The 25,863-nt window shown below is 59.9% G+C and carries 21 protein-coding genes and 2 tRNA genes; 10 read left to right on the top strand and 13 right to left on the bottom strand.

Annotation, left to right across the window (positions count from 1 at the left end):
- Nucleotides 1-35: 35 nt before the first annotated feature.
- From HMPREF3092_RS10610 to rpmH, 8 genes are all read right to left on the bottom strand, one after another.
- Entirely contained in the window at nt 36-1,184 is a 1,149-nt protein-coding gene (locus HMPREF3092_RS10610) for a ParB/RepB/Spo0J family partition protein (RefSeq protein ID WP_070424862.1), read from the bottom strand.
- The gene (locus HMPREF3092_RS10605) at nt 1,177-2,076 is read right to left on the bottom strand and encodes a ParA family protein (protein ID WP_070424861.1); all 900 of its coding nucleotides are present in this window, start codon (nt 2,074-2,076) and stop codon (nt 1,177-1,179) included. The genes HMPREF3092_RS10610 and HMPREF3092_RS10605 overlap by 8 nt, the downstream gene beginning before the upstream one ends.
- 95 nt (nt 2,077-2,171) lie before the next feature.
- A complete protein-coding gene (gene rsmG, locus HMPREF3092_RS10600; protein WP_070424860.1) occupies nt 2,172-2,795 on the bottom strand; it encodes a 16S rRNA (guanine(527)-N(7))-methyltransferase RsmG in 624 nt (207 codons plus the stop codon).
- A complete protein-coding gene (locus tag HMPREF3092_RS10595) occupies nt 2,792-3,295 on the bottom strand; it encodes a Jag family protein (protein WP_070424859.1) in 504 nt (167 codons plus the stop codon). The genes rsmG and HMPREF3092_RS10595 overlap by 4 nt, the downstream gene beginning before the upstream one ends.
- A 6-nt stretch (nt 3,296-3,301) precedes the next feature.
- Nucleotides 3,302-4,249, bottom strand: coding sequence for a membrane protein insertase YidC (gene yidC / locus HMPREF3092_RS10590; protein WP_070424858.1), 948 nt, complete (start codon nt 4,247-4,249; stop codon nt 3,302-3,304).
- A 23-nt stretch (nt 4,250-4,272) separates the two neighbouring features.
- On the bottom strand, nt 4,273-4,647 hold the full coding sequence (gene yidD / locus HMPREF3092_RS10585) for a membrane protein insertion efficiency factor YidD (RefSeq protein WP_070516187.1): 375 nt from the start codon (nt 4,645-4,647) through the stop codon (nt 4,273-4,275).
- Nucleotides 4,628-4,966, bottom strand: a complete 339-nt coding sequence (gene rnpA, locus HMPREF3092_RS10580; protein WP_061944961.1) for a ribonuclease P protein component — start codon at nt 4,964-4,966, stop codon at nt 4,628-4,630. Before rnpA ends, yidD begins: the two co-directional genes overlap by 20 nt.
- A 1-nt stretch (nt 4,967) precedes the next feature.
- Nucleotides 4,968-5,105 carry a 50S ribosomal protein L34 gene (gene rpmH / locus HMPREF3092_RS11095; RefSeq protein ID WP_081499682.1) on the bottom strand — a complete coding sequence of 46 codons (138 nt, stop codon included), beginning with the start codon at nt 5,103-5,105 and terminating at the stop codon, nt 4,968-4,970.
- 473 nt (nt 5,106-5,578) lie between these two features.
- Here rpmH and dnaA point away from each other — a divergent pair, with 473 nt between their 5' ends.
- The 9 genes from dnaA (at nt 5,579) to HMPREF3092_RS10535 (ending at nt 16,889) form a co-directional block, all read left to right on the top strand.
- A complete protein-coding gene (dnaA, locus tag HMPREF3092_RS10575; protein ID WP_070424856.1) occupies nt 5,579-7,117 on the top strand; it encodes a chromosomal replication initiator protein DnaA in 1,539 nt (512 codons plus the stop codon).
- A gap of 507 nt (nt 7,118-7,624) precedes the next feature.
- Nucleotides 7,625-8,770: a DNA polymerase III subunit beta gene (gene dnaN / locus HMPREF3092_RS10570; protein ID WP_019174215.1), complete on the top strand. Its 1,146-nt coding sequence runs from the start codon at nt 7,625-7,627 to the stop codon at nt 8,768-8,770.
- 10 nt (nt 8,771-8,780) lie between these two features.
- On the top strand, nt 8,781-9,989 hold the full coding sequence (gene recF / locus HMPREF3092_RS10565) for a DNA replication/repair protein RecF (RefSeq protein WP_070424855.1): 1,209 nt from the start codon (nt 8,781-8,783) through the stop codon (nt 9,987-9,989).
- A complete protein-coding gene (locus HMPREF3092_RS10560) occupies nt 9,989-10,495 on the top strand; it encodes a DciA family protein (protein ID WP_070424854.1) in 507 nt (168 codons plus the stop codon). Before recF ends, HMPREF3092_RS10560 begins: the two co-directional genes overlap by 1 nt.
- 245 nt (nt 10,496-10,740) lie before the next feature.
- Nucleotides 10,741-12,738 carry a DNA topoisomerase (ATP-hydrolyzing) subunit B gene (gene gyrB / locus HMPREF3092_RS10555; protein WP_070424853.1) on the top strand — a complete coding sequence of 666 codons (1,998 nt, stop codon included), beginning with the start codon at nt 10,741-10,743 and terminating at the stop codon, nt 12,736-12,738.
- Between the two features lie 90 nt (nt 12,739-12,828).
- A complete protein-coding gene (gene gyrA / locus HMPREF3092_RS10550; RefSeq protein ID WP_070424852.1) occupies nt 12,829-15,480 on the top strand; it encodes a DNA gyrase subunit A in 2,652 nt (883 codons plus the stop codon).
- Entirely contained in the window at nt 15,477-16,436 is a 960-nt protein-coding gene (locus HMPREF3092_RS11555) for a DUF3566 domain-containing protein (protein WP_256174442.1), read from the top strand. Before gyrA ends, HMPREF3092_RS11555 begins: the two co-directional genes overlap by 4 nt.
- Before the next feature lie 145 nt (nt 16,437-16,581).
- Nucleotides 16,582-16,655: transfer RNA gene (locus tag HMPREF3092_RS10540), tRNA-Ile, on the top strand.
- 161 nt (nt 16,656-16,816) lie between these two features.
- Nucleotides 16,817-16,889: transfer RNA gene (locus tag HMPREF3092_RS10535), tRNA-Ala, on the top strand.
- Nucleotides 16,890-17,535: 646 nt separating this feature from the next.
- Here HMPREF3092_RS10535 and HMPREF3092_RS10530 read toward each other — a convergent pair.
- From HMPREF3092_RS10530 to nrdI, 4 genes are all read right to left on the bottom strand, one after another.
- Complete coding sequence (locus HMPREF3092_RS10530) at nt 17,536-18,756, bottom strand: ATP-binding protein (protein WP_070424851.1); 1,221 nt, start codon at nt 18,754-18,756, stop codon at nt 17,536-17,538.
- A 215-nt stretch (nt 18,757-18,971) separates the two neighbouring features.
- Entirely contained in the window at nt 18,972-20,000 is a 1,029-nt protein-coding gene (gene nrdF, locus HMPREF3092_RS10525) for a class 1b ribonucleoside-diphosphate reductase subunit beta (RefSeq protein WP_082784698.1), read from the bottom strand.
- 114 nt (nt 20,001-20,114) lie between these two features.
- Entirely contained in the window at nt 20,115-22,289 is a 2,175-nt protein-coding gene (nrdE, locus tag HMPREF3092_RS10520; RefSeq protein ID WP_070424850.1) for a class 1b ribonucleoside-diphosphate reductase subunit alpha, read from the bottom strand.
- Nucleotides 22,286-22,795 (bottom strand): class Ib ribonucleoside-diphosphate reductase assembly flavoprotein NrdI, encoded by a 510-nt coding sequence (nrdI, locus tag HMPREF3092_RS10515; protein ID WP_016664109.1) that lies wholly within the window; start codon nt 22,793-22,795, stop codon nt 22,286-22,288. The genes nrdE and nrdI overlap by 4 nt, the downstream gene beginning before the upstream one ends.
- Before the next feature lie 251 nt (nt 22,796-23,046).
- Here nrdI and HMPREF3092_RS10510 point away from each other — a divergent pair, with 251 nt between their 5' ends.
- Complete coding sequence (locus HMPREF3092_RS10510) at nt 23,047-24,912, top strand: phosphoenolpyruvate carboxykinase (GTP) (protein WP_070507295.1); 1,866 nt, start codon at nt 23,047-23,049, stop codon at nt 24,910-24,912.
- Nucleotides 24,913-25,024: 112 nt separating this feature from the next.
- On the opposite strand, the gene HMPREF3092_RS10505 is transcribed toward HMPREF3092_RS10510, so the two are convergent.
- Entirely contained in the window at nt 25,025-25,597 is a 573-nt protein-coding gene (locus tag HMPREF3092_RS10505) for an NADPH-dependent FMN reductase (RefSeq protein ID WP_019174205.1), read from the bottom strand.
- Nucleotides 25,598-25,863 lie beyond the last annotated feature (266 nt).

Raw genomic sequence — 25,863 nt, 5'->3', positions numbered from 1 at the left:
GGTGCCGGCCTTTTCTATTGCCTTGTTCTAAGGCATTACATTCCAAGTGCGTCGATAATACGCTTCAAGTCCTTTTCATCGGCGAATTCAACGCTGATGCGGCCCTTGCGCTTCCCCATCGAAATCTTGACTCGCGTGTCCAATTTGTCGCCAATCGTGCGAGCAATCGATTCGAGTTCAGGGTTTGGCTTCGATGTTTCACGTGAAACGGGCTTGTCGTCTCCCCTGTTCATGAGGACTACGGCTTCTTCCGTTGCACGAACAGACAGTCCTTCGGCCACAATGCGCTGTGCCAGAACTTCCATATGCGCGGCATCGTTCAGCCCCAACAGAGCACGGGCGTGCCCCTGCGACAGAACACCAGCAGCTACACGGCGCTGCACCAAGCCGGGAAGCTTCAGGAGCCGCAGGGTGTTGGAGATCTGCGGGCGCGAACGGCCAATGCGCTCCGAAAGCTCGTCCTGCGTGCACTTGAAGTCTTCAAGAAGCTGCTGATAGGCAGCGGCTTCTTCAAGCGGGTTGAGATCAACTCGGTGAAGGTTTTCAAGAAGTGCATCGCGAAGCAGGTCGTCGTCGCGAACATCGCGGATGATTGCCGGAATCTCCTTGAGACCGGCTTCCTGCGATGCGCGGAACCGGCGTTCACCCATGATCAGCTGGTACGACGGTTTCTTCGCATCCACCACTCGCACAACTACGGGCTGAAGAACGCCTACTTCTTTAATAGAAGTAACCAGTTCTGCCAGGGCATCTTCATCAAAGACATCGCGAGGCTGACGGGGGTTCGGCGCGATCTGTTCGACTGGAATCAGGCCAAATGCTGCACCGGGAACGTTCTGCAGATCCGTTTCACGTGAAACATCCTGCTGTGTTTCACGTGAAACATTCTTCTTTGCAGCCGCCGTGTTCTTCTTCGTGTCTGTAGACGGGGACTTCGTGGCACGTGTTGCAGACTTTGCCCCAGTCTTTGATCGGGGAGTGGTCTTCGCAGTCTTCGCCTTAGTACGCGACTGCCTCATTCCTACAGCCGGATCGACCTTTGTTTCACGTGAAACATTCTCTTTCTTTTCGCCTTCACCCGTGAAGAAGACGTCAATTGGTCGTTCGTCGCTGACGACATCCGGGATGAGCGCGCCGATTCCGCGCCCCAGGCCACGACGACGCGACTTCGGTGCTTCACTCATTGTGCTCTACTCCTCGGTTTGCAATTTCTTCGGCGGCTTCACGGTACGACAGCGCTCCAGAAGAATTCGGATCATAGGTGATGACTGTCTGTCCATAACTCGGCGCTTCGGATACGCGCACAGAGCGGGGGATAGGGGTATTAAGGACCTGCTTGGGGAAGTGGTTGCGCACGTCTTCAGCTACTTGAGCGCTGAGGTTCGTGCGGCCGTCGAACATGGTCAGCAGGATTGTTGTCAGTTCCAGTGAGGGGTTGAGGTGCTTCTGAATCAGCCGAATGTTGTTCAGCAGCTGGCTCAGTCCTTCAAGCGCGTAGTACTCACACTGGATGGGAATGATGACTTCGTTGGCAGCAACGAAAGCGTTGACAGTCAAGAGTCCCAGGCTGGGCGGACAGTCAATGAACACGTAGTCAACGCGAGAACCTTCATCCTCACGCTTCTTGAGATACTCCTGCAGGGCACCAGACAGTCGCTGTTCGCGGGCGACCTTTGACACCAATTCGATTTCAGCACCAGCAAGGTCGATGGTTGCAGGAACTACGGCAAGTGTTTCGAAATCGGGGCAGTAGGCCACGGTGTCCGCCATATCCATGTCGTCGATGATGACGTCGTAGATACTGGGGACATCGGTCGAGTGCTCAATGTTGAGAGCGGTACTTGCATTGCCCTGAGGGTCCGAATCGATGACAAGCACCTGCAGCCCCTGCTTGGCAAGGGCTGCTGCGAGGTTGACCGCTGTCGTCGTCTTTCCCACGCCGCCTTTTTGATTGGCGACGGTGAAGATTCTTGTTGAGTCCGGTTTGGGGAAGGTCGTTTCTGAGAGACGGGCTGCACGGCGGTTATCGCGTGCAATTGCCGCACCCAGGGGAGTCGACTCATCCAAGATAGGCATTCGCCCTCCATTCGCGCGGTGGGTTTTGATTACTGCCTATTCTACGCGTTTCACGTGAAACATCACGGCGCAAGAATAGAACAGTAATCGAACACTCAGCGGCGAATGACTTCGACTACACGGGTGGGCTGTTCTAGGATTCCTTCGCCCACATGCTTGATGACGGGGGACTGGCAACGGTGAGCTTTCACTGCCTTCTTGGACTTGTAGATCTCTTCCTGCGCGCGGTCGCCCTTGATGGCAAGAAGACGTCCTTCAGGACTCAGCAGGGGAGCGCACCACTCAATGAGCTGGGGGAGTGCCTTCACTGCACGGGCCGTGACGGCAGTGAACATTTCGATGTCCACGAGTTCTTCGGCCCGGGCACGAACAATGCGCACGTTGTCGATGCCCAGGTCATCCACGACCATCGTGAGCCAATCAACCCGACGTTCCATTGCCTCAATGAGAGTGAAGGAAACATCGGGGCACGCAATGGCCAGGGCAAGTCCGGGAAGACCCGCACCGGATCCTACGTCGCCGACTGTGTCACCGGGCTCAAGCAGCTCTTTCACGACCGCACAGTTGAGGATGTGCCGAGTCCACAGCCGATCGAGTTCACGCGGGCCGATGAGGCCCCATTCAACGCCCGTTGTGGCCAGGTGCTGAGCGTAGGCCTCGGCCAGCGGCAGACGGTCGCCGAAGACCTCTGCCGCGGCCTGGGGGACGGGTTCGATCATGACAGGCTGATGACCACGTGGCGCTTGGGGCCTTCGTCTTCGGATTCCGAAACCAGTCCGGCGCGAGCAACCTGATCGTGAATGACCTTGCGTTCAAAGGAGTTCATGGGCTTCAGCGCCACGGATTCGCCGGTTTCCTTGACCTGGTCGATCTTCTTGTTCGCGAGTTCCTTCAGCTGGTCACGGCGGCGGTTGCGGAACCCATCAATGTCGAGCATGAGCCACGAGCGCTGCCCCGTGGCCGTCTGCACGGCAAGGCGGGTGAGTTCCTGCAGCGAGTTGAGAACTTCGCCGTCGCGGCCCACGAGGATGTCGACTTCAGAGTCGTCTTCCGGCGGGATGATGGCGACCTGTGCGCGGCCTTCAACGACGTCGATGTCGATGTCACCGTCAAGGTCGACAATGTCGAGGAGCTCTTCGAGGTAGTCCGCGGCGATGTCGCCTTCTTCTTCGAGAAGTTCGGCGCGGGTGGGCTTCTTGTCTTCTGTGGAGTCAGTCATCGTCGCTCACTTCTTCTTTTTCTTCTTCTTCTGACGATTCTTGCTGATGGGCTGTTGGCGCTGGCCGCCCTTCTTGACCGGTGCTTCCTCTTCGGCCTTGGGCTGCATGTGCTTCGGCAGTGCGCGGCCCTTCTTGGCGTAGCGAGCCTGCATTTCCTTTTCAGCCTTGGATCCGGGTGCAGGCATGTTGCGGATGACGATGAACTGCTGAACCATCGTCCACGTGTTGGTGGCCAGCCAGTAGATGAGCACACCCAGCGGGAAGTAGATGCCGCCGACGGCGAAGATGATGGGGAACAGGTACAGAAGCATTTTCTGCTGCTGCATGAACGGGTTGTCCATGGCCTGCGCAGACATGTTCTTGGACATCATCTGCTTCTGCGTAATGAACTGCGTGGCAGCCATGATGATGATCATGACGGCGGTGAGGACCTTGACTCCCATGCCGTCGCTCATGAAGGTGTCGCGCAGGTAGATGCCGAAGATGGTGGCATTGTCCATTTGCTGCGCGAGCTGCTGCGTCATACCGCCGATGGCGCCCATCTTTCCGGCAGCGATGTCCGGGACGTTGTGGATGACGCGGAACAGCGAGAAGAAAACTGGAATCTGAACCAGCATCGGCAGGCAGGAGGCCAGCGGGTTGGTGCCGTGCTTCTTGAACAGGGCCTGCTGTTCTTCGGCCATCTGCTGACGCGAGTACTGGTCGCGCTTGCCCTTGTACTTTTCACGCAGCCGCTGCATGTCCGGCTGGAGCAGCTGCATTTTGCGCTGCGCCTTGATCTGGTAGACGAACAGCGGGATGAGGATCGCGCGAATGAGCATTGTCATTGCGATGATCGCAACTGCCCACGTCCACCCGTTTTCAGCGGGCATGCCGATGGCAGTGAAGATCTCGTGGAACAGACGGAGGATCCACGCGATAACCCACTGAATGGGCTTCAGGATTGTGTCCATGAAGTTTTCGTTCTCCTTGGCGGTCAGTCGGCCGTGTCTATTGTGCCACCCTTCGCGGATCGGGCCTTCATAGTGCGAGATTGCTTCTCCATGAAGGACCCGGGCACATAGTCGAGGCCGCCGGGTGAAAAGGGGTTGCATCGCAGCAGGCGCCACGTGGTTGCGATGGCGCCGCGGACTGCACCTTGGACTTCAAAGGCGTCGAGCGCGTATTTCGAACACGACGGGTAGTACTTGCACCTGTCGCCGTAGAGCGGTGAGATGAGTTTTCTGTACAGCCTCATGAGCCATACGAATGGCATACGAGGTGCCAGCCGGATTCCGTGCAGGGTTCGGCTGCCGTCGTGTGGCACCGGGGGCAGGGACGACGGGGTGTGCTCAGAGTCTTTGGTCAGCATGGATGCGCTGCAGTGCCGTCTGGACTCTGTCTTTGAGCTCTGCGTAGTCGGAGTGCGCTGCCTTGGGGTGGGCGCGTATGACGTAGTCGCCGGTCAGCTGGTCGATGAGTTCGGCGCTGATGGCGCGCAGTCGCCTTTTGACGAGGTTGCGGGTGACGGCGTTGCCTACGGCTTTGGAGACGATAAAGCCCACGCGCGGGGCGTGGGCAGTATCGAGGTCGGCATGGACGACCAGCGTCTGGCTGCCCGCTTTTCTTCCTGAGCGGAAGATCCGCTTGAAGTCTTCGGGGCGCCGGATGCGGTTCCGTGCCGGAAGCACGTCAGGCTGAAAGGTTTGCGCGGCCCTTGCGGCGACGAGCGGCGAGGACAGAACGGCCTGCACGCGTGCGCATACGGGCGCGGAAGCCGTGGGTCTTGGCGCGCTTGCGGTTGTTGGGCTGGAAAGTACGCTTGCTCACTTGTTTCTCCGTCTAGGTCAGTCTGTGCCCGAAGATCAGGCGTTTGGCGCAGATCTTCCTGTGAAAGCTTCAGGGGCTGTCTTGCTTCCTGCGCCTTCAGGCCAAGGGGAAGTTCACACAACTCAAACGGGCCCACAAACACAGGACGCTCAAGCTTAGCCTCTTCTGCCCGCCTTGGTCAAAACGAGTGCAGCACCGGTGGAGGGGTCACGATCCGCGTGTTGTCGCGGATCACAGGGAATGTGCACAGCCGTCCGTGGAGAACTTTGAACTTACATTTATGTAGTTAACGGAGTCGTTCACACGATGTTCACGGACGGATCCACAAATAACATCCGTGTAGTTATCCACAAAGTTGTCCACGATTGTGCATATCTTGGCCCCCGACATCGATTTGCTCCACATTCTGTGGAAAACTATGGGGACTGATTCGGAGTTCATTTCACATGTGTGGATAAACCTTGGGAAGGTCGATGAGCGACAAGACACGACTGCAGGAGATCTGGCAAGCGGTTCTCAATGCCCTTATGGCCGATCCCGCAATTCAGGCCCGTCACAAGGGCTTCCTCGCACTCGCGGTTCCCACGGCGCTTGTCGGTGACGAACTGATCGTCCTGTCGGTGCGCAATGATCTGACGCGCAAAACCCTGGAAGTCGACCTTCGGGACCGCCTGCAAGAGGAATTCTCCCGGGCGCTGGGCAAGTCCGTGACCTTTGCGATTGCTCTTGATGAGAATCTCGAACTGCCCGGTGACAACGAACCTGTCGAAGACGACAGCACAGATTCCGCAGCACCGGCAGAACCCCCGGCACCGGCACCTCGGGCGCCGATCGGCTCCCAGCCCCCGGCGGCCGCCCCGATCCCTTCCGTTCCGCACCATGCGGCACCGGCAGAACCGGCACCCGCCGTGAGTTCCGCCTCGGAAGAAGAGGACAGCGGCTTCACCGCGGCGGCCAGCGGAGCCGCGGATCTCAACCCCAAGTACACGTTCGACTCGTTCGTCATCGGGGCATCGAACCGGTTCGCCCACGCGGCAGCGCTGGCCGTGGCGGAAGCACCGGCGAAGGCGTACAACCCGCTGTTCATCTACGGCGAATCCGGACTGGGCAAAACCCACCTGCTGCACGCCATCGGCCACTACTCCATGCAGCTGTTCCCCAACCTGCGGGTGCGATACGTCAGCTCGGAGGAGTTCGTCAACGACTTCATCAACACGGTCGGTTCGTCGACCACGTCTAATTCGCTGCGACCGGCTTTCCAGAAGCGCTACCGCGAAGTCGACATCCTCATGATTGACGACATCCAGTTCCTGCAGGGCAAAGACGCGACCGTCGAAGAGTTCTTCCACACGTTCAACGCCCTGCACAACGAACAGAAGCAGGTCATCATCACCTCGGACCAGCCGCCGAAGCTGCTCAGCGGCTTCGAGGAGAGGCTGCGGTCGCGCTTCGAGTGGGGTCTGCTGACGGATGTGCAGCCGCCGGACCTCGAAACTCGCTTTGCGATTCTGCGCAATAAGGCAACGGGGGAGAACCTCGATGTTCCGGATGACGTTCTGGAGTACATCGCCTCTCGCGTGTCGTCGAATATTCGCGAACTGGAAGGCGCGCTGATTCGCGTGACCGCGTTTTCGAACCTCAACGATCAGGTCATCGACGTCGATCTTGCCGAAACTGTGCTCAAGGATTTCATCACGCAGGATGACACTCCGGAGATCACGGCACTCGACATCATGGGTCAGACCGCCCAGTACTTCAGCCTGACTCTGGAAGATCTCAAGGGCACCAGCCGTTCGCGCACGCTGTCGACTGCCCGGCAGATTGCCATGTACCTGTGCCGTGAGCTCACAGATCTGTCGCTGCCGAAGATCGGCCAGGCCTTCGGAGGCCGCGACCACACGACAGTCATGCACGCGGTGAAGAAGATCAAAACGCAGATGGCCGAGCGCAGGGCCCTGTATACGCAGGTCACAGAGCTGACAAACCGCATCAAACAGCAGCACCGGCTGTAGGAAAGCGTGATTCCACACTTGTGGAAAAGTCGGTGGATAACGCAGGTTTTCTGTTATCGAACCTCTGGAGGGATGACAGACCGTCAGTGGATGACTGTGTAATCACATGGATGTAAGCAACAGGCGTCCACGGAACCCCACCTATTCATGAACAGAGTTGTCAACGGGGTCTGTGTGGCGGTTGGCCGCATAGACTTTCGATGACATCGATGTAATTCCACAGGTTCCACAGGGCCTACTACTGCGTCTGTACTTACTCAAAGACTCAAGAGGGAACCCGCCGATTGCTTTTCTCGGGCTCCCGATGACAACTCTGTCGAAAGGTTCTCGACTGCTGCGAGGCGAAGTTCGGCGATAACGCCGCTGACATGTGGTCACAGTTCCTGGCCGCCGTTGTTCCCAGCTCGCTCGGCGTGTAATGTTGCTTTCTGCTTATGCTGCGACTAGTGCGCAGGCGATGAAGGCTGGAACCCTCGGCTTTGCCGGGAAGAACCGACCAGGAGAGATGTGAACGCTGAAGCTGCTCAGTCCGTGAAGTTCAAAGTGGACCGCGATGTCCTGGCCGACGCCGTAACGTGGACGACCAAGTCGATTCCGCAGCGCCCCGCTGTCCCGGTTCTCACCGGTCTGCTCATCACGGCTAATGCCGATGGCTCGGTTGATCTGGCTGTTTTTGACTACGAGGTTTCGGCTCGCGCTCGCATTGCCGCCGATGTCGAGGTGGAGGGCACCATCCTCGTGTCCGGTCGCCTTCTTGCTGACATTGCTCGCGCTCTTCCGCCGCAGCCCGTTGTGTTCGAACTCGACGGAACCAAGGTCAGCGTGACGTGTGGTTCTTCGCGCTTTGCTCTTATGACCATGCCGGTCGAGGAATACCCCGCACTTCCAGAGGTTCCCGAAACCACGGGTGTCATTTCGGCTTCGGACTTCCAGTCCGCTGTAGGCCAGGTCAACATCGCCACGTCGAAGGACGAAACCCTGCCGATCCTCACCGCTATGCGCGTTGAGATCGAAGGCGACCGCGTTACCCTCCTGGCCACTGACCGCTACCGTCTTGCGGTTCGCGAATTCACGTGGAACCCGCGCAACCCACAGGTTGAGGCGGTTGCCCTGGTCCGAGGCAAGACGATGGCCGAAGCCGCTAAGGCTATGAGCGGCGACATCGAGATCGCCCTTGCCGAATCCGGCGGCAAGGAAATGCTGGCGTTCTCGTCTGAAGGCCGCGTCACCACTTCTCTGCTGGTGGAAGGCGACTACCCGAAGGTCCGTTCGCTGTTCCCCAAAGATGTTGCGATCACCGCCGTCATGGAGACCAGCGCACTGCGTGAAGCCGTGCGCCGCGTGTCGCTCGTGGCCGAACGCAACAGCCCCATCAAGTTTGAGTTCGCCGACGGTTCGCTGGTGCTGCGCGCCGGGGCCGGTGATGACGCCCAGGCAACCGAAGCCCTGCCGGCGACCATCGAGGGCGAAGACATCACGACCGGCTTCAACCCCGGCTACATTGCCGAGGGTCTGGCGCAGATCGACACTCCGTTTGTGCGGTTCTCGCTGACCGAACCGAAGAAGCCGGTTGTCATCTCGGGCATGACCGAGGCTGACGGCGAAGAAGACACGTCGTACCGCTACCTCCTCATGCCGATTCTGCGATTCTGACGGCGGGCCCATGTGGGTCAGTCGGCTGATTCTGGACCAGTTCCGCTCCTATTCGCGGCTCGATCTTGAACTTGCACCCGGGGTGACGGTCTTCCTTGCCCCCAACGGCTGGGGCAAGACAAACCTGGTTGAGGCTCTCGGCTACGTTTCGACTCTGCGCAGCCACCGTGTGACAAACGACTTCCCGCTTGTGCGCACCGGCAGTGAGCGGGCTGTTGTGTCCGCTCTTGCTCACCGCGGCAAACGGCAGGTGCGGGTTGAGGTCACGATCAAGGCCAAGGGTGCCAACACCGCGCGGATCAACAAGCAGGCTGTGCGGGTGCGGGAACTCTTAGGTCTGCTGCCGGCAGTTGTGTTTGCCCCGGAAGACCTCGGCTTGGTCAAGGGCGAACCCGCTGAACGGCGCGCGTATCTCGATGAGCTGCTGGTTGCACTCACTCCCCGCTATTCCGCTGTCATTGCGGACTTCGATCGTGCTTTGAAACAGCGCAACGCGCTGCTGAAATCTCTGCGCAAAGCCCGGTACGAAGAGCGTTCGGGCGCTGCAGATGACCCATTGCGGGCCAGCTTGGGCCTCGAAGCGACCCTCGAGATCTGGGATCACGCTTTTGCACGCGCCGCAGCAGCGCTGGTCACGGGTCGGCTCGATCTTCTGGACCGGCTGGCTGAACCGCTGGCCGATGATTTCGCCAGACTCGCCGAAGACGCCCGCCCCGAAAGGCGCACGGCGGCAGCGACCTACGCGTCGCGCGTTGACTATTCGGTGATTGATCGTTCCCTGCCGGGTGCCCAGCAGGCCATGGAGGACCTCATCCTCGATGAACTGGCCAAGCGCCGCCGGGTTGAAATCGAAAGGGGAGTGACCCTCGTCGGCCCGCAGCGCGATGACCTCGATCTGCACATCGGCGGCACTCCGGCGAAGGGCTATGCCAGCCACGGCGAAAGCTGGTCGCTCGCACTCGCTTTGCGTCTGGCCAGCTGGAGGGTGCTCCAGGCAAATCCGGATGAACCCGACGATTCACCCGTCCTGGTGTTGGACGACGTCTTCTCAGAACTCGACGAAGGCCGCACCCGCAGACTTGCCGACATCATCCAGGAAGCTCAGCAGGTCCTCATAACAACAGCTGTCGCCGCCCACATCCCGGAGAACCTGACAGGTGAGATCATCGATCTGACAGCAGGCACCTCGGCAGGGGATCAGGCGGGAGGACAGGGCTGATGAACCAGAAGATACCGGTCTCGAACGCCGCTCTCGAAGCACTCGATCGGGTCAGGCGCATGGGTTCGGTGCAGGCGCGCTACAGCGGGTCGCTGCGCCGAGTCCCGCAGGGGATCCGGGAACCCCAGTACTCCGGGGCAGGTGAAGATCCGCGTGATCCCAAGAAGCTGTCGGCTGACCTGTCGGCTCTGACGAAGGCGCGCGGATGGACCACGTCGATGGATGTCGGATCGCTGCTGGGCAGATGGCCAGAGCTTGTTGGTGAGAACGTTGCTCAGCACTGTGTTCCGGAACTGTGCGAACCGCCGAAGCTCACGGTGCGTGCGTCATCGACAACGTGGGCAACTCAGCTGCGGCTCATGCGCGACATGCTGCTGGATCGGCTGGAGCGCGAACTGGGACGGCGCGTCATCGACGACCTCGAGATCATCGGTCCCAAGCAGAAGTCCTGGAAGAAGGGCCGCCGGTCCGTGCCGGGCCGCGGTCCGCGCGATACTTACGGGTGATTTTCTGCCCCGTGCCCAAGCACGAGGTGCCGCCTCGGTGCGGTCGTGACTGTTTCTGCCCGGTTTTCGGCAGGTTCTCGAACCTGTGCCGGCCCGTACAGGCGGCTGTGGGGTCTGTGGACGGCCCGCCCCTCATCGGCAGATCTGAAAATGCGCAGAAACGGCCGTTGTGTGACTGTGAGGCCCTGTTTGCAGCCAGGACGCTGTAGACTTGGACGGTAATCTGCACTGATCCGAGGAGTTCCATGGCCGACGACCACCAACCGCATTACGATGCCGGTGATATCACCGTTCTCGAAGGGCTCGAAGCGGTCCGCAAACGGCCCGGCATGTACATCGGATCAACATCCGAACGCGGTCTTCATCACTTGGTCTATGAAATCGTCGACAACTCGGTTGACGAAGCCCTGGCCGGCTACAACGACAGCATTGAAGTGACCATCCTCGCCGACGGCGGCGTGCGCGTGGTCGACCACGGGCGAGGAATCCCCGTGGCTATGCACCCCTCAGAAGGCCGACCGACTCTGGAAGTAGTGCTTACGGTTCTGCACGCCGGCGGTAAGTTCGGCGGCGGCGGCTACGCGGTCTCCGGTGGTCTGCACGGCGTCGGTTCGTCCGTTGTCAACGCGCTTTCGCTGCGCATGGACGCGGTTGTCCGCCGTGACGGCAAGGTGTGGCGACAGTCCTACGAACGCGGTGTCCCCACCTCGGACGTGGTGGAAGGCGAAGACACCGATATCACCGGCACCGACATCACGTTCTGGCCGGACCCGGATATCTTCGACACCGTCGAATTCAGCTTTGAGACCCTGCGGGCGCGCTTCCAGCAGATGGCGTTCCTCAACAAGGGCCTCAAGATCTCTCTGACTGATGAACGTCAGCCCGAAATCGACGATTCGGACGTCCAGCTGGAAGACGAAGACACAGAAGAGTTCAAACCGCGCGAAGTCGTCTTCAAGTACGACAATGGTCTGCTTGACTACGTTGCCTACCTCAATTCGGCCAAGAAGAGCGAAACCGTCCACGACGACGTCATCGCCTTTGAACACGAAGACAAAGAACAGGCAATCGCCCTGGAAGTGGCCATGCAGTGGACCACCGGCTTCCAGGAGGGCGTGCACACATACGCCAACACCATCAACACGCACGAGGGCGGTACCCACGAAGAGGGCTTCCGCACAGCGCTGACCTCGGTGCTCAACTCCTATGCGCGCGAACAGAAGCTGCTGCGCGAAAAGGACGCCAACCTCACCGGTGAGGACATCCGCGAAGGCCTCACCGCGGTCGTGTCGATCAAACTCGGTGAACCTCAGTTTGAGGGTCAGACCAAAACCAAGCTGGGCAACTCGGAGGCCCGCAACTTCGTCAGCCGCGTCGTGCGCGACGAACTGACCCACTGGCTGGAATCCAATCCCGCGAATGCCCGTGAGGTTGTGCGCAAGGCCGTGCAGGCTTCGCAGGCTCGTCTGGCTGCGCGCAAGGCTCGTGAAGCCACGCGGCGGAAGGGTCTGCTGGAAACCTCCGGCATGCCCGGCAAGCTGCGTGACAACCAGTCGAAGGACCCGACGATCTCGGAAGTGTTCATCGTCGAGGGTGACTCGGCAGGCGGTTCGGTCGTGCAGGGCCGCAACCCGCTGACTCAGGCGATCCTCCCGCTGCGAGGCAAGATCCTCAATGTGGAAAAGGCCCGCCTGGACCGCGCGCTGGGCAACAACGAAGTCCAGTCGATGATCACGGCGTTCGGCACCGGAATCGGCGATGAATTCGACATCGAGAAGCTGCGCTACCACAAGATCATCCTCATGGCGGACGCCGATGTTGACGGTCAGCACATCACCACGCTGCTGCTGACTCTCATCTTCCGGTACATGAAGCCGCTCATTGAGAACGGCTACGTCTACCTGGCAACCCCGCCGCTGTACCGCATCAAGTGGTCGAACGCGGAGGACGACTTCGCCTATTCGGACGCTGAACGCGACAAGCTGCTCACTGAGGGCCGCGCCGCGGGCAAGCGCCTGCCGAAGGATCTTGCGATCCAGCGCTACAAGGGTCTGGGCGAAATGAACTACCAGGAACTGTGGGAAACCACGATGAACCCCGAAAACCGTCTGCTCAAGCAGGTTGAACTCGAAGACGCGCTCGTGGCTGACGAAATCTTCACCATCCTCATGGGTGACGATGTCGAATCGCGCAAGCGCTTCATCCAGGAAAACGCCAAGGACGTCCGCTTCTTGGACATCTGATGCCGGGACGCGCTGTCGGGCACGACGGCTCAGGCAGCGCAGTTCCGACACAGATCCGCTTAGGTTTCTATCAACGGAGGATCCGGTCAGGTGGCCGAAGAAGACAACAACAACGTAAACCCTGAAGAACAGCCCCCGGTTGACGGCGCTGGCACCCAGGTTGCCGCTCGTGTCGAGCAGGTCAACCTCAATGCCGAAATGCAGCGGTCCTACCTGGACTACGCGATGTCGGTCATTGTCGGCCGTGCTCTGCCGGATGTTCGCGACGGTCTCAAGCCGGTTCACCGGCGTGTGCTGTACGCCATGTACGACGGCGGCTACCGCCCCGATCGCAGCTTCTCGAAGTGCTCGCGCGTGGTCGGCGACGTCATGGGCCATTTCCACCCGCACGGTGACTTGGCCATCTATGACGCGCTCGTGCGTCTGGTGCAGCCGTGGAATATGCGCTACCCGCTCATTTCGGGTCAGGGCAACTTCGGTTCGGCCGGTGATGACGGCGCGGCTGCTCAGCGTTACACGGAATGCAAGATGGCGCCTCTGTCCCTGGAAATGGTCCGGGACATCGAAGAGGAGACCGTCGACTTCCAGGACAACTACGACGGCCGCAACCAGGAACCCGTCTACCTGCCGTCGCGTTTCCCGAACCTGCTGGTCAACGGTTCGGCCGGTATTGCCGTCGGTATGGCCACCAACATTCCGCCGCACAACCTGCGCGAAGTCGCAGCTGGTGCGCAGTGGCTGCTGAGCCACCCGGATGCTTCCAACGAGGAGGCTCTCGAGGCGCTGCTGGGCATCATCAAGGGTCCCGACTTCCCGGGTGGGGCCACGATTCTGGGCCGCCAGGGCATTGAAGACGCCTACCGCACCGGCCGCGGTTCGATTACGCAGCGCGCGGTTGTTGAAGTCGAGGAAATCCAGGGCCGCACCTGCCTGGTTGTCACCGAACTGCCCTACCAGGTCAACCCGGACTCGCTGGCCGCGAAGATCGCCGGCTACGTCAAGGACGGCAAGGTCGCCGGCATTGCCGACATGCGCGACGAATCGTCCGGCCGTACGGGTCAGCGCCTGGTGATTGTGCTCAAGCGCGATGCCGTGGCGAAGGTTGTTCTGAACAACCTGTACAAGCACACGCAGCTGCAGGAGAACTTCTCGGCGAACATGCTTGCGCTTGTCGACAATGTGCCGCGCACCCTGTCGATCGACGCTTTCCTCCGCCTGTGGGTCAAACACCAGATCGATGTGATCGTCCGCCGTACCCGCTTCCGTCTGCGCAAGGCAGAAGAGCGCGCTCACATTCTGCGCGGTTACCTCAAGGCTCTGTCCGCTCTGGACGAAGTGATTGCACTCATCCGCCGTTCGCCGTCGTCTGACGAAGCGCGCACCGGCCTGATGGAGCTGCTGGATGTCGACGAAGTCCAGGCGAACGCCATTCTTGACCTGCAGCTTCGCCGTCTTGCAGCGCTTGAGCGCCTCAAGATCGAAGAAGAAGCACAGAAGATCGAAGAGCTGATCAAGGAATACAACCACATCCTTGAAACCCCGGCTCGGCAGCGCGAAATCGTGTCGGAAGAACTCGACGCGATCGTCGAACGCTACGGCGATGACCGTCGCACCCAGATTCTGGCTGGCTTCGACGGCGACATGTCGATGGAAGACCTCATCCCCGAGGAGCAGGTGGTCGTCACGATCACCCGCGGCGGCTACGCCAAGCGCACCCAGACGAACCTGTACCGCGCACAGCGCCGCGGTGGCAAGGGTGTTGCCGGCGCTCGCCTCCGCGGTGAGGACGTGGTTGAGCACTTCTTCGTCACCTCGACCCACAACTGGCTGCTGTTCTTCACGAACAAGGGTCGGGTCTACCGTGCGAAGGCCTACGAACTTCCCGAAGCACACCGGGATGCGCGCGGCCAGCACGTGGCAAACCTCCTGGCTCTGCAGCCGGACGAAGAGATCGCTCAGGTCCTCTCCATTGCCGACTACGATGCGGCTGACTACCTGGTGCTCGCCACCAATTCCGGTCTGGTGAAGAAGACCCGTCTGGGCGAATACGATTCGAACCGCACCGGCGGTGTCATTGCCATCAACCTGCGCGAAACCCCGGATGGGGGAGTGGACGAACTCGTTTCGGCTCGCCTGGTCAACGGCGAAGACCACCTGCTGCTCATTTCGAAGAACGGCATGTCGATCAGGTTCCCCGCGGACGACGAAACGATCCGTCCCACGGGACGGGCCACCTCGGGTGTTACCGGTATGAAGTTCCGGGACGACGATGCTCTGCTCGCCATGGATGTTGTCACTCCGGGCACCGATGTGTTCGTTGTGACCGAGGGCGGTTTTGCCAAGCGCACCCCGGTCGAGGAATACCGAGTCCAGGGACGAGGCGGAATCGGCATCCGCGCGATTCGCTTCTCTGATCAGAGGGGAGTGCTGGTCGGCGGTCTTATCGTGGAAGAAGATGACGAGGTGTTCGTCATCATGGAGCGCGGCAAGATTGTGCGTTCCTCCGTTGCCGAGGTTTCGCAGACCGGACGCAATACAATGGGCGTTGTTTTCGCCAAGCCCGGCAAGCGCGACCGTATTATGGCCGTGACCCGCGGTTCTGGTCACGAAGACGAGGAACTGGACGAAAACGCAGACGAAATCGCGGTCGACGAAGCTGCAGAGGGCACCTCGGAAGGGGAAGCCCCCGCAGTGGAAGGCGACGTGCAGGACTCCGCCGCCAACGGGAGTGATGAGCAGTGAGCAATAGCAAAAAGCCAGGCAGGATCATTCGGACGTCGTCCGGGTCCACACGCCTGACGGCATCGAGCGATGCCGACAAGCCCAAGCCGGCAGAAGCTGAGCAGAACAAGCTCGCGGCCAATACCCCGGAAGCTGGTTCGCAGTCCAAGGGCTCGCAGGCCAACGGTGACTCAGGTTCCGTGCACTCGACATCAAAGGGTGTGCGGATTGGCGGTAAGAAGGACAGCAGCGACTCCGGTGCGGCCAGCGGAAGTGCGCCTTCCGCAGCAAGTGGAGCAGGAAGCGCGAGTGGAGCAGGCGCCTCGGCGGCTTCTGCACCCACCGGCACCGGTACTGGCAAGCCTCAGCAGGACGGCGCAAAGAAGGACGATTCCGAGACCACGGTCATGCAGACCAGCGGCACCCGGACCACAGCGCAGGGTTCGCAGAATGCTGCCCAGACTGAAACGGTGAGCCCGTCCGGTGGGGAAGCCGCAGCGTCGGCGGCCTCTGGCCCGGCTTCGGGTGCGGGTGCGGGTGCGGCTTCGGGTGCGTCGGCTGTGACGGCTCAGTCCTCGCAGGGTCTGCGGATGTCCGGTTCCGCGCAGCGAAAGGGTCCGCGCACCGTCAAGCTGGCGGTGTCGAAGGTGGACCCGTGGTCGGTTATGAAGATGACCTTCATGCTGTCGCTTGCTCTGGGCATTGCCACGATCGTCGTGATGTTTGTTCTGTGGCTGGTGCTCGAAGTGACGGGTACTTTCGGAAGTCTGCAGGCGGCACTCGCCGAATTCGCCGGCGAAGAAGGTGCTGACCAGCTGCTGCAGGTGTTCGGCCTGGGCAGGATCCTCAGCTTCGCCGTCATCATCGCGGTGGTCAATGTGATTCTCATGACCGCGCTGTCGACTCTGACATCGATCATCTATAACATCGGTTCGAGCCTGGTGGGCGGTTTCCACCTGACGCTGACCGACGACTGATCTTCGAAGCACAGTTTTCGCAGAAGAAACGCAGGCCCCGGGTTCGCTCGGGGCCTGCGTTTTTCGTGTCATTGGGGGATGGTTGAGGTCGATTTTGCATTGTGTGGGACGTGGGGCTATAGTAGTTTTTCGGTTCACCCCGAAGGGGCCTATAGCTCAGGCGGTTAGAGCGCTTCGCTGATAACGAAGAGGTCCGTGGTTCAAGTCCACGTAGGCCCACGAACCAACTCAGATCGGAGGTATTCGTGAAGAGATGGTTTGGTGCCGCGGCAACGACCGCAGCAGGACTGCTGACAGTCTTGGTTCTTCGCAAGAAGAGGCAGGAAGGTCACAGCACTTGGTCTCAGTACACCGACAGGGTAGAATGAGACTCACCTCTTGGGGGTATGGCGCAATTGGTAGCGCATCTGCTTTGCAAGCAGAGGGTTAGGGGTTCGAGTCCCCTTACCTCCACAAGAGAAAGGCCTCTCACCAGGGACAACGTCCGGTGAGGGGCCTTCGTCATTTCGTTAGCGGGTCCAGTACCCCACGTTTACCCACCTTTTAGCCGCTGTAGGTCCTGCATCCCCACACCCGTTAGCCGGGAAACACCCGTTAGCCACGAATCCTCGCTTTAGCGGCACGGAGACTCCCTTTAGCAACCGAAACTCCCTTTAGCAGTTGCTCCTAAGGCGCAGAATCCGGCTAAAGGGTGTCGAGCCGTCTGAATATGGGTGGGAACTATGTCGTGGGACATCCGCAGGCCGATTCTCAGGTGCAGGGGTGAACGATGTCCTGAAACCAGACAGCAGTGAGGAACGTTCATTCAGCCAGACTGGCAAAAATGAAACCTTAAACACGGGTAATGCGCGTAAACACGGGCAACGAACGCTATTTATGCCACACATTTTGTCCAGGTAACAAGTTTTGTGGGTAAAAGATGAAACCCGATTCTGCCGCGTAAACACAGGGGAAAACCGGGATTTTTGCCACACATTCTGACCTATAACCCCAACAGGAGCATGACGGCTAGATCGAGAAAAACAAAGACCGGCCCTGGGCTCCCACCAAAATGGGTAGCGGTACCGGTCATGTTGGTATTCAGGCTAGGCGATGACACCTAGCTGTGCAACGGTGAGGGCTCGACAAGCCACTCGGTAATGTTTTTGTGTTGGATCCCGTCGCGGCTCATGTCGAACTGGTCCATGCTCAGCACGGTTTTCGGGAAGTTGTCGGTAACCCCGCGAAGGGCACCGAACTCGCGGTCGACGGTGTTTTGGCTGCCGAGCAGGTAACTCACCTGGAAGTACTCGGTGTCGGAACCTTTGCGGGCGATGAAGTCAATCTCGCGCGCGCCGGCTCTTCCGACACTTACCTCGTACCCGCGCGCAAGCAGCTCCACGCACACGATGTTTTCGAGGGTCAGCTCAATGTCGGCCTGGTTCGAAAGGCCGAGCGTTTCACGAAAACCGTGATCCACCGCATAGTACTTCTCAGTTGCCCGAAGCCTCGCCTTCCCCGCAATGTCAAAGCGCGGAACCCGATAAATCAAGAAAGCGTTCACGCAAAACTCAAGGTAGTTCAATACGGTATCAACCGAAACGGTGCGCCCCTCGCTTTTGAAAAAACGCACCAGTGACTGCGCCGAGAAGGTTTTTCCAATATTTGCGAAGCAGTAACCGACGATGCGGTGAAAAATGTCGACGTCGCGGATCTGGTGATACTCAATCACGTCTTTGAGCACAACCGAGTTGTACACCGAGTCAAGGTAGTCGAGCGAGGGTTCCCGGTCGAGGTTGAAGTATTTCAACGCCGGGAAACCGCCGAACTGCACAAAGTGCTGGAAGTGTTCGCTCAGTGTGCGGTCGCTTTGGCGGTGCAGCTCGACAAATTCCGCAAACGAAAACGGTTGGATCAAGAACTCAACGTAGCGACCGGCAAGATGTGTGGCGAGATCACCGGAAAGCATGCGCGAATTCGACCCGGTGACATAGATATCTGCGTCATAGTCGACGCGGATCGCGTTGATGGCTTTCTCCCAGTCGGCGACCTGCTGAATTTCGTCAAAGAAGAAATACGCGCGGGTGTTTTTGTTGAGGTTTTCGGCTTCGATGCGCCGTAGCAGCGCCGCTGCGTCTGTGATGTGAAGCCCGTCAGCGGACTCAAAATTCATCGCAAACACTTGTGGATCAGCGCTGCCCGCGCGAATCACTTCTTGCAGCTGCTGCAGAATCGTAGATTTGCCGGAGCGACGCACACCGGTGAGCACCTTCACGAGGGGTTTGTCGATAAAGGGCTGGATCCGCGAAAAGTATCTCGGGCGTTCAATGATTCTGTCCACCACAAACCTCCCTGTTTTGTCGAGTATAGTCGACAAGCTGCTACTTTGCGGAGGTTTTGTCGATCATAGTCGACAAGAATCGCGCTGGCTCGGGCACAAAACAGCGCACCGCGGGAAGGTTGCCGGCGTGTGCCAGCGTCCAACCCGCGGTGCGCTATTCGGACGGTGCGGCCCGAATCGAGCCGCTGAGCCCTCGAGCCGTTAAGCCCTTGAGCCTAGAAGTCCCAGTCGTCGTCGGTGGTGTCTTCGCCCTTACCGATGATGTAGCTCGATCCTGATCCACTGAAGAAGTCGTGGTTTTCGTTGCTGCCAGGTGACAGCGCCGCGAGAATCTCAGGGTTCACTTCGGTCTCTTCAGCGGTAAACCGCGACGGGTAACCGAGGTTCATCAGCGCCTTGTTCGCGTTGTAACGCACGAACACGGCAACGTCGTCCATCAGGCCGAGCGGCTCGTACAGCTCACCCGAGTACTGCAGCTCAAGCTCGTAGAGCTCTTCCAGCAGGTCGAAGGTGAACTTGCGCATCTCTTCCTGACGCTCTTTGCTCTGCGTCTCGAGTCCGCGCTGGTACTTGTAACCCGAGTAGTAACCATGCACTGCCTTGTCACGCAGAATCAGGCGGATCATGTCTGCGGTGTTCGTCAGCGTCGCGTGCACCGAGAAGTGCAGCGGCAGGTAGAACCCTGCGTACAGCAGCAGCGACGACAGCAGCGTCGAAGACACTTTACGCTTGAGCGGATCATCGCCGTAGTAGTGGTGCAGCACCTTCTTGCAGCGTTCCTGCAGCAGATCGTTGGCAACTGCCCAGCGGTAGGCGTCGTCGATTTCCGGGGTGCTCGTCAGCGTTGAGAACACCGAGGAGTACGAGCGGGCGTGCACCGACTGCATGAACGCAATGTTGGTGTAGACGGCCTCCTCGTGTTCGGTGCGGGAGTCTTGGATCTGCACGATCTCACCGACAGTTGCCTGCACGGTGTCGAGCATGGTCAGACCGGTGAAGACGCGCATCGTGAGGGTGCGCTCTTCCTGGGTCATTTTCTGCCACGCGGGGATGTCGTTTGACAGCGGCACCTTCTCTGGCAGCCAGAAGTTCGCGGTCAGACGGTTCCACACCTCGAGGTCTTTGTCGTCGGTGACGCGGTTCCAGTTAATGGGGCGCAGCCGGGCTGTCGGGTCGTGGCGGTACGACGGCGGGGTGACCGAGATCTCTTGCAGCGGGCGGTCGGTGTTCAACGGATCAGTCATAGTTCAATAAAGCTCTTTCACTAGTGGTGTCTGGTGGTCAGTGCGCGGAGTGCGCGGACGGCGCGCGGTGCGCCCGCGCGCGCAGCACGGGCGCACACGCGGGCGCGAACGCGACTACAGCGCGCAGGAAACGCAGCCTTCGATCTCGGTTCCCTCGAGCGCGGGCTGGCGCAGGCGGATGTAGTACAGCGTCTTGATGCCCTTGCGCCACGCGTAGATCTGCGCGCGGTTGATGTCGCGAGTGGTCGCCTCGTCTTTAAAGAACAGCGTGAGCGACAGACCCTGATCCACGTGCTTGGTCGCAGCAGCGTAGGTGTCGATGATCTTCTCGGCGCCGATTTCGTAGGCGTCTTCGAAGAACTCGAGGTTGTCGTTTGTCATGTGCGGAGCCGGGTAGTACACGCGGCCGAGCTTGCCCTCTTTACGAATCTCAATCTTCGAGGCGATCGGGTGGATCGAAGCCGTCGAGTTGTTCACGTAGCTAATCGACCCGGTCGGTGGCACCGCCTGCAGGTACGCGTTGTAGATACCGTGTTCGCGGATCGACTCGCGCAGCTGTTCCCAGTCCGCAACCGTCGGCAGCGCAACTCCAGCCTCGGCGAAGAGCTCACGCACCCGCGCGGTTTCTGGCACCCACTCCTCGGCCGTGTAACGGTCGAAGTAGCTGCCGTCAGCGTAGTCGCTCTTCTCGAAGCCCGCGAAGGTCGCACCGCGGTCAATCGCCAGCTGGTTCGAAGCGCGCAGCGCGTGGTAGGTCACCGTGCGGAAGTACGCGTCGGTGAAGTCAATTCCCTCTTCGCTGCCGTAGTGGATGCGCTGCGAAGCGAGGTAGCCGTGCAGGTTCATCTGGCCGAGGCCGATGGCGTGTGACGCACGGTTACCCTCGGCAATTGACGGCACCGCCTGAATGTCGGTCTGATCCGACACACTCGTCAGCGCCCGCACCGCAATCTCAACGGTTGCGCCGAAGTCCGGGCTGGCCATTGCCTGCGCAATGTTCAGCGAGCCGAGGTTGCACGAAATGTCGTGACCGATCGTCTCGTACCCGATTGCGGCGTCGTACTCAGAGGCGGTGTTCACCTGCAGAATCTCCGAGCACAGGTTCGACATGTTGATGTGCCCCTCGAGCGGGTTCGCACGGTTCACAGTGTCTTCGAACAGCACGTACGGGTAGCCCGACTCGAACTGCAGCTCAGCGAGGGTCTTGAAGAACTCGCGCGCGCTGATCGTGGTCTTGCGGATCCGCGGGTTCGCGACGAACTCGTCGTAGCGCTCGGTGATTGACTGATCCGAAAGCGGAATACCGGTTTCGCGAAGCACATCGTAGGGGCTAAACAGGTGCATATCTTTGTTCTGCTTAGCCAGTTCGAAGGTCACATCCGGAATCACAACCCCAACCGACAGGGTCTTAATGCGGATCTTCTCGTCAGCGTTTTCACGCTTCGTGTCGAGGAACCGCATAATGTCGGGGTGGTGCGCGTGCAGGTACGCAGCGCCTGCGCCCTGGCGAGCGCCGAGCTGGTTCGCGTAGCTGAAGCTGTCTTCGAGGATCTTCATCACGGGAACAACACCGGAAGCCTGGTTCTCGACCTGCTTAATCGGGGCACCCGCCTCGCGGAGGTTTGACAGCAGCAGCGCCACACCGCCGCCGCGCTTGGACAGCTGCAGCGCAGAGTTAACGCTGCGGCCAATCGATTCGAGATTGTCTTCAACGCGCAGCAGGAAGCACGACACGAGCTCGCCGCGCTGTTTCTTACCCGCGTTCAAGAACGTCGGAGTTGCCGGCTGGAAACGGCCCGAGAGGATCTCGGTGACCGTCTTCGAAGCCAGTTCCTCGTCACCCTGACCGAGGAACAGCGCCGTGGCAACAACTCGCTGCTCGAAGTTTTCGAGGAAGAGGCTGCCGTCGAAGGTTTTCAGCGCGTAGGAGGTGAAGAACTTAAACGCACCGAGGAAGGTCTGGAACTTGTGCCCGAAAGCGTCGGCCTGTTCGTGGAGGCGCTCGACGAAGTCCTTGTCGTAGGCGCGCAGGTATTCGGCTTCGTAGTACTCGTTTTCGATCAGCCACTCCAGGCGTTCCCACACCGAAGCGAACTGCTTCGTGTTCGGGATGACCTGCTGGTTCAGGTAGGCCTCCGCCGCTTCGTGATCCTTGTCAAACTGGATCGACCCGTCCGCCGCAAACAGGTTCAGCTGGGCGTTGAGCGCGTGGTAGTCCTTCCGCTCGCCGACCCGGCCAACCCGTGCAGTGTTGGGGGTGGTTGTTTCTGATGGTGTGGCGATCGTCATGCGACGTCCTCCTCATTTGCTTCTGCTTCTAATGTGTTCTGTCGTGCCCAAAATTCGTCTAAACCAGCCTTGACTCGAGCAACGTCGCGGTTGGTGCCAAGAAGTTCAAAGCGGTACAGCTCAGGAACTTTGCACTTGGCTGAGATGATCGGTCCTGCGATGCAGTAGTGCTCACCGAAGTTGGTGTTCCCCGCGGTAATCACGCCGCGGATCAGCGCGCGGTTTGCAGGATCGTTCAGGAACGTAATCACCTGCCGCGGCACCGCCCCGGCCTGCGCTCCGCCGCCGTAGGTCGGAACCACGAGCACGTAGGGCCTGGTCACTCGGATCATTCCCTCTGTGCGCGGTCGGAGTGGGATCCGCACCGCCGGGCGCTCGAGCTTCTCGACGAAGCGGAGGGTGTTCTCCGAAACGCTCGAGAAAAACACCAGGTCAGGTGAATCTTGCCCCTCGAGCACTCGCACCTCCGCGACGCTTCGTGTTCGGCCTTCCCTGCGTTCACTCATCAGCATGTTCTCCTCTCAGCATTTGCGCCTCAGCAATCCCACCCCTACATCTAGTCCTGACCCACATTGCGGGGCACCACATATAGTGTTTAGCACGAATAATCTCACAAAACTACGACACGCCGAAGTACAGACGACGTCATACCGAACCCAAGACTCAAAGGGGATACTTATGGTGCTGTCAGACTCGACTTACTACGGTAGAGAGCACAAGTGAGACCCGGAAACTAAAGAATGAATGAGGGCGCCTGGTGACCGCATCAAAGCAATTTCAAGTTCCTCCAGAGATTCACGTGGAAAGCGTTCGCGCTTTTGTGAGCGAGTGGGCAGAGATCACCAATCCTGAAAAGATCGAGCTCGTCTCAGCAGCGGATGACGCCAGGCTGCTCGAAGAGGCCATCGCCGCCGGCGAAATGCTCCGCGCAGGCAAAGGTCGCTACTACTCACGGTCACACCCGAAAGACACCGCCCGCACCGAAGAGCGCACCTTTGTCGCCACGGCTGACGAGGCGGATCGCGGGCGCTACAACAACTGGCGCCACTCAAGCGAGGTCAAACCGCTGCTGACGAGCCGCATGCGCGGCGCTTCGGCGGGTAAAACCATGTACGTGGTGCCGTACCTGATGGCCCCTCCCGGCACCCCGCTTGCGAACTTCGCGCTCGGAGTTGAGCTCACCGACGACCGCAACGTGGTGCTGCAGATGATCCGCATGGCCCGCGTCGGAATTGAGCACTTCGACGGTGTCAGCGACCAGGACTTCTTCGTGCGCGGTGTGCACGTCACCGGTGACCTGACCGCGCTGCAGCAGGGCACCGACGCCGACGAGCGGATGTTTGTGACCGTCGCAGACGAGCGCACCATTTTGCACTTCGGCTCCGCGTACGGTGGCAACGCGCTGCTTGGTAAAATCGCCCACGGTCTGCGCCAGGCGTCCTACGACGGTTACGCCTCAGGGAAGTTCCTCGCGGAGCAGTTCCTGCTGCTTGGGATCCACGACCGTGAAACCGGCGTCACCACGCACGTGTGCGGCGGCTTCCCGAGCGCGTCAGGGAAAACCAACCTCGCGATGACGTTGCCGCCAAACGGACTCGGCGACCGCTACCGCGTTGATTTTTACGGCGACGACATCGCCTGGATGTGGGTTGACGACGAAGGGAAACTCCGTGCCATCAACCCCGAAAACGGTGCCTTCGGTGTCGCAAAAGACACCAACGAGGGTTCCAACCCCACCGCGATGGCGGCAATCGCTGAGGGATCGGGCACGATCTTCACCAACACCGCCTACAACGAAGTCACCGGCGAGGTGTGGTGGGAGGGTCTCACCCCCGAACCCCCGGCCGACCCGGCAGGGTGGCTCGACTGGACCGGCGCGAAAATCACCGACCGCACCGCCGAGCAGCAAAACGAACCGTGGGCGCACCCGAACAGCCGCTTCACTATTCCGCTGGAGCGCATCCCGAACCTCGCCGAAGACGTCTCCAAACCCGAGGGCGTGGTCGTTGACGCGATTATCTTCGGTGGCCGCACCCGCGATCGTGAACCGCTGATCCGCGCAATCGACAACCTTGTTGATGGCGTCTACGACGGGCTGACACTCGGCGCCGAGGCGACTTTCGCAGCGGACGGGCTTGACGGGCAGCTGCGTTACGACCCGATGTCGATGCGTCCGTTCTTCTCGTACTCCGAGGGTCGCTACGCCGAACACTGGCTTAAAGTGCTCGGGCAGCTGAAAGAGATGCCGATGTTTGCCCACGTCAACTGGTTCCAGCGCGAACCCGAAACCGGTCGTTACCTGTGGCCGGGCTTCCGCGAGAACCTGCGCGCGCTGAACTGGCTCACACAGTACCGCGACGGCAAAGTCAAGGGACGCAAAACCCCGATCGGCGTGCTCCCGCTTGTTGAAGAGCTCGACTTTACCGGTCTCGAAATCGACGCGGCGGATCTCGACAAACTGCTGCGGGTTGACGTTGAACGCTGGCTGCAGGAAACCGATCACCGCGCTGAGCACCTGCGCGAGCTGCCCGATATGCCGCGCGAAATCTGGGACGCACACGAGGCGCTTGTCGAGGCGTTGCGGGCCGAGGCGGCAACTGACGCAGGGGGCGCAGACAGCTAGCGCCTGCGCCACCGCGCGGCCGCGGCGACACAAAACTGCCACACAACAAACGAGGGGGAAACCGAAACGTGTTCGGTTTCCCCCTCGCCTTTGGGTTACGCGCCCGCGAAAACTAATCGCGGCTGGTTTTTTCGATCAGCTCAGCGAAGCGGTCAATGTATTTCTGCAGGAACTCAACGGTTGACTCGCGGGTGATCTTATCCCCGTCACCGAAAAGCTCAGGCGACTGCGACAGGAATACCTCGGGCTGGCCAAGCGTTGGCATGTCGAAGTAGGAAAGCGCAAGGCGCAGGTTCTTCTGCGACGAGTACCCGCCCATGCGTCCAACAGAGTGGCTCACAATTCCCGCCGGGAGTCCCTTCCACGCAACGTCGGCGTTGGGTTTCGACCCAATATCCACCGCGTTTTTCAGGCACGCCGGGATGGTGCGGTTGTTCTCCGGGGTCACAAACAGCACCCCGTCAGAGGCCTTAATCGTCTCGCGGAACTCCGTGTACTCCGCCGGCACCGGCTTGTCGGTGACCTCTGGGTCGTCGTAGTCGAAATCGTACAGCGGCAGGTCGCGGATCTCCACGATCTTCGCCTCGTACCCCTCAGGGAACATCGGAATCAGGTTGTGCGCAATCTTACGGGCAAAGGAGCCACGACGCAGGCTCCCAACAATCACACTCACGCGCTTCGTCATACGTTTCACTCTCTTTTCTCTATTTCAACTGTGGATCATGCACCGCGATCCGCGCCCTCATACGCCACAGACTCGCGCGGCGCGAGCTGCCGGTCGCTGCCCCAAGCCGAGCAGAACCGGCACTCGCTCACGAGGTCAAACCTATGTTAACAATTCCGCCATTGCGAACCTCATGAGTAACCGAAGCTCCGAGTGGGGTTACCCGCAAATCGTGGACACGTAGTGGAGCTACCTAGTTGTACTAACCGGGGACGTTGGTTGAGTTT

Origin of the sequence: Brevibacterium sp. HMSC24B04 (assembly GCF_001806835.1) — a bacterium.
Taxonomy (GTDB): domain Bacteria; phylum Actinomycetota; class Actinomycetes; order Actinomycetales; family Brevibacteriaceae; genus Brevibacterium; species Brevibacterium ravenspurgense.
Note: the sequence above shows the minus strand (reverse complement) of the source record. Positions and strands in the feature narration are given on the sequence as shown.

What these genes read in the sequence shown, in the direction of transcription:
- HMPREF3092_RS10560 (WP_070424854.1), top strand. Translation starts at nt 9,989, where the DNA reads ATGAACCAGAAGATACCGGTCTCGAACGCCGCTCTCGAAGCACTCGAT.
- gyrB (WP_070424853.1), top strand. Translation starts at nt 10,741, where the DNA reads ATGGCCGACGACCACCAACCGCATTACGATGCCGGTGATATCACCGTT.
- yidC (WP_070424858.1), bottom strand. Translation starts at nt 4,249, where the DNA reads ATGGACACAATCCTGAAGCCCATTCAGTGGGTTATCGCGTGGATCCTC.
- nrdF (WP_082784698.1), bottom strand. Translation starts at nt 20,000, where the DNA reads ATGACTGATCCGTTGAACACCGACCGCCCGCTGCAAGAGATCTCGGTC.
- nrdE (WP_070424850.1), bottom strand. Translation starts at nt 22,289, where the DNA reads ATGACGATCGCCACACCATCAGAAACAACCACCCCCAACACTGCACGG.
- dnaA (WP_070424856.1), top strand. Translation starts at nt 5,579, where the DNA reads ATGAGCGACAAGACACGACTGCAGGAGATCTGGCAAGCGGTTCTCAAT.
- recF (WP_070424855.1), top strand. Translation starts at nt 8,781, where the DNA reads ATGTGGGTCAGTCGGCTGATTCTGGACCAGTTCCGCTCCTATTCGCGG.
- rsmG (WP_070424860.1), bottom strand. Translation starts at nt 2,795, where the DNA reads ATGATCGAACCCGTCCCCCAGGCCGCGGCAGAGGTCTTCGGCGACCGT.
- yidD (WP_070516187.1), bottom strand. Translation starts at nt 4,647, where the DNA reads ATGCTGACCAAAGACTCTGAGCACACCCCGTCGTCCCTGCCCCCGGTG.
- HMPREF3092_RS10610 (WP_070424862.1), bottom strand. Translation starts at nt 1,184, where the DNA reads ATGAGTGAAGCACCGAAGTCGCGTCGTCGTGGCCTGGGGCGCGGAATC.
- HMPREF3092_RS10505 (WP_019174205.1), bottom strand. Translation starts at nt 25,597, where the DNA reads ATGACGAAGCGCGTGAGTGTGATTGTTGGGAGCCTGCGTCGTGGCTCC.
- nrdI (WP_016664109.1), bottom strand. Translation starts at nt 22,795, where the DNA reads ATGAGTGAACGCAGGGAAGGCCGAACACGAAGCGTCGCGGAGGTGCGA.
- HMPREF3092_RS10595 (WP_070424859.1), bottom strand. Translation starts at nt 3,295, where the DNA reads ATGACTGACTCCACAGAAGACAAGAAGCCCACCCGCGCCGAACTTCTC.
- HMPREF3092_RS10605 (WP_070424861.1), bottom strand. Translation starts at nt 2,076, where the DNA reads ATGCCTATCTTGGATGAGTCGACTCCCCTGGGTGCGGCAATTGCACGC.